Origin of the sequence: Caldimonas sp., assembly GCF_046289365.1 — a bacterium.
Taxonomy (GTDB): domain Bacteria; phylum Pseudomonadota; class Gammaproteobacteria; order Burkholderiales; family Burkholderiaceae_C; genus Caldimonas.
The window spans coordinates 1-2,669 of the sequence record NZ_JBKBVU010000297.1; the positions used below are offsets into that span (position 1 = coordinate 1).

At 64.4% G+C, this 2,669-nt stretch carries 3 protein-coding genes; 2 read left to right on the top strand and 1 reads right to left on the bottom strand.

The genetic code is table 11. The annotated features are described in order from the left end of the window. Positions 1 to 353 precede the first annotated feature (353 nt). Both aat and ACK42S_RS17205 read left to right on the top strand, forming a co-directional pair. The gene (gene aat / locus ACK42S_RS17200; protein ID WP_409710452.1) at positions 354 to 1,151 is read left to right on the top strand and encodes a leucyl/phenylalanyl-tRNA--protein transferase; all 798 of its coding nucleotides are present in this window, start codon (positions 354 to 356) and stop codon (positions 1,149 to 1,151) included. After that, complete coding sequence (locus tag ACK42S_RS17205; protein WP_409710455.1) at positions 1,148 to 1,891, top strand: arginyltransferase; 744 nt, start codon at positions 1,148 to 1,150, stop codon at positions 1,889 to 1,891. The genes aat and ACK42S_RS17205 overlap by 4 nt, the downstream gene beginning before the upstream one ends. A 55-nt stretch (positions 1,892 to 1,946) precedes the next feature. Here the strand turns inward: ACK42S_RS17205 and ACK42S_RS17210 are convergent, their stop codons facing one another. Further along, positions 1,947 to 2,591, bottom strand: a complete 645-nt coding sequence (locus tag ACK42S_RS17210) for a 3-oxoacid CoA-transferase subunit B (RefSeq protein WP_409710458.1) — start codon at positions 2,589 to 2,591, stop codon at positions 1,947 to 1,949. Positions 2,592 to 2,669 lie beyond the last annotated feature (78 nt).

Sequence of the window (2,669 nt, forward strand, 5' to 3'; positions counted from 1 at the left end):
GCTGTATCTTGTTAAAGAACCCACCACACAAACAAAACCATCGCTTCGTTTGCGTCGCTAATCAGTGATCAGCGAAGACCGAGATTATTGCAAGATTTCGATTTCCTTGTCAAGCACTCGGCATTTCTTTTCGCTAACGGCTTTGCTTTGCTCGAGGCCGCCAAACACAGGCTTGGCATTTAGCCCCGACACCACTGCAATCAGCGAAGCCTTGTAGTGTAAAGGCAATCCATCGGAAAGGTCAAGCCCCGCTCCCCATCGATCCCCCGGTTTGCATCCGGGGGCTCGTCCATGGCGTGCACAGCCTGCACGTTCCCGCACAGAATGTGGGCAGGACATTGCATCACTTGTTCATGAGCGCACTGGCGATCGCGTGGCTGGACCCCGGTCAGACCGACTTCCCTGCGGTCGAGGAGGCCTTGGGGCCAGGTTCGGAAGCCCCGGGGCTGCTGGCCGCGGGTGGCGATCTGTCGCCGCAACGGCTGCGCGCGGCCTATGCGCAGGGCATCTTTCCCTGGTACGGAGCGGGCCAGCCGGTGTTGTGGTGGAGCCCGGATCCCCGGATGGTGCTCGAGACCTCACGCCTGAAGGTGTCACGGTCGCTGCGCAAGACCTTGCGGCGCTTCCGCAAGGACACGCGCTGCGAGATCCGCATCGACTCGGCGTTCGGGCGCGTGATCCGGGCTTGTGCAGCGACCCCGCGGGCCGGACAGTCGGGCACCTGGATCGTTCCCGAGATGGTAGAGGCTTACGAGCGTTGGCACCGCCTGGGTGAGGTGCATTCTTTCGAGACCTGGATCGACGGAGAGCTGGCCGGGGGTCTGTATGGCATCGGCATGGGACGGATGTTCTTCGGCGAGTCGATGTTCGCCTGGCAGACCGATGCCTCCAAGATCGCACTGTGCGCCCTGGTGGCGTTCTGTCTGCGGCATGGCATCGAGATGATCGATTGTCAGCAGCGCACCGAACATCTGGCCTCGCTGGGAGCTTACGAGGTGCCGCGCGCGCATTTCCTCGCTCATGTGCGGCGGGTCGTCCCGTTGCCGCCCCCCGCCCGTTGGATCTTCGAGCCGGCCTTGTGGGATCGGCTCGATGCACCGCCGGCCGGCGCGAGCCGTGATAGCGTGACGTCCTCGATGCAGCCCGCATGACGCACCCGAAAGAACTTCCGCTCGCGTCGCTCCAGTTCTATGCGACCGCGCCCTACCCTTGCAGCTATCTGCCGGGGAAGTTGGCGCGCTCGCAGGTGGCCACGCCCAGCCATTTGATCCATACGGACACATACTCCGATCTGGTGGCGCGAGGATTCCGTCGCAGCGGCATGTTCACCTACCGTCCCTACTGCGACGGCTGCCGCGCGTGCGTGCCACTGCGCATCCCGGTGCAGCGCTTCCAGCCCAACCGCAGCCAACGCCGCGCCTTGCGCCAGCACGCCGCGCTGCAGGCGCGCGTGTTACGGCTGGGTTTCGTGCCCGAGCATTACCAGCTTTACTTGCGGTATCAGTCAGGCCGCCACAGCGGGGGGGGGATGGACCACGACAGCGTGGACCAGTACACGCAGTTCCTGCTGCAAAGCAGGGTGAACTCACGGCTGGTGGAGTTCCGGGAACCCGGGACAAACCTGCTGAAGATGGTGTCCATCCTCGATGTGCTCAATGACGGGCTGTCGGCGGTGTATACCTTTTATGAGCCGGAGCCCGGCTGCAGCTACGGGACCTACAACGTGCTGTGGCAGATCGAACAGACACGCCAGCTCGGCCTGCCTTACGTCTATCTGGGCTACTGGATCGAGGACAGCCGCAAGATGGCCTACAAGGCGCAGTTTCGCCCGCACGAGCTGCTGATCGATGGCCAATGGCGGCTCTCGGGGGGCGGCACGTCTGACCTCTGAACGAGCGAGGGGCCCCGCAGGGCCCCTCGGTTCAATCCGGCGCCTGCCGTGGCGCTCAGGCGGCGGCCAATGCGAACTCGACGTGGGCGCCTGTCTTCACGCGCACCTCGTCTTCGGTGACGCCCGGGGCGAGTTCGACACAGCAAAACCCCTGGGGAGTGATGTCCAGGACGCACAGGTCGGTGATGACACGGTGAACCACCCCGACACCGGTCAGCGGCAGAGTGCACTGCTGCAGCAGCTTGTGCTCGCCGTTCTTGGCGCAATGCTCCATCAGCACGACCACGCGGCCCACACCGGCCACCAGGTCCATGGCCCCGCCCATGCCCTTGACCATCTTGCCCGGGATCATCCAGTTGGCCAGGTCGCCCTTTTCGCTGACCTGCATGGCGCCGAGGATGGCCAGGTTGATCTTGCCGCCGCGGATCATCGCGAAGGAGTCGGCCGAGGAGAAGAAGGATGAGCCCGGCAGGGTGGTGACGGTCTGCTTGCCGGCATTGATGAGATCCGGATCCACCTCCTCTTCGGTGGGGAAGGGGCCGATGCCGAGCAGACCGTTCTCGCTTTGCAGCCAGACCTCCATGCCGGCCGGCACGTGGTTGGCCACGAGGGTGGGCAGCCCGATGCCCAGGTTGACGTAGTAGCCGTCGCGCAGCTCGCGGGCGGCACGGGCCGCCATCTCGTCACGGTTCCAAGCCATTTGCGTTCTCCTTCAGGCGGCGGCGCGCACGGTGCGCTGCTCGATGCGTTTCTCGGGGGTAGCGTTGAGCACGATGCG